The 321-nt window shown below is 64.2% G+C and carries 1 pseudogene; it reads left to right on the forward strand.

Annotation, left to right across the window (positions count from 1 at the left end):
- Positions 1-56: 56 nt before the first annotated feature.
- A pseudogene (locus EN824_RS34120) lies at positions 57-321 on the forward strand (aminotransferase class III-fold pyridoxal phosphate-dependent enzyme); the annotation flags it as partial.

Consider the following 321-nt stretch of genomic DNA (forward strand, 5'->3'; position numbering starts at 1 on the left):
GGCGCCAGCACCGGCTTCGGGCTCGGCGAAGAGACCATAACGGAGTTGTTCGGCCAATGACGCTCGTCCATACCGAAGGCGAATCCAACAAGGCGGCGGCACGACAGGAATGGAGCGTCAAGCAGAGCCATGCGCCGTCGCAGGAACTTCTGCGGCGCGACGCCGATGCCTTCCTCCACCAGAGCCTGTCCAGCCCCTGCGTCTCGGCCATCGCCAAGGCGGAAGGCATCTGGATCGAGGACACCGCCGGACGCCGTTACATGGATTTCCACGGCAACAGCGTCCACCATATCGGCTACGGCCATCCGCGCCTCAAGGAAG

Origin of the sequence: Mesorhizobium sp. M8A.F.Ca.ET.181.01.1.1, from assembly GCF_004792025.1 — a bacterium.
In the GTDB taxonomy this organism is placed as follows: domain Bacteria; phylum Pseudomonadota; class Alphaproteobacteria; order Rhizobiales; family Rhizobiaceae; genus Mesorhizobium.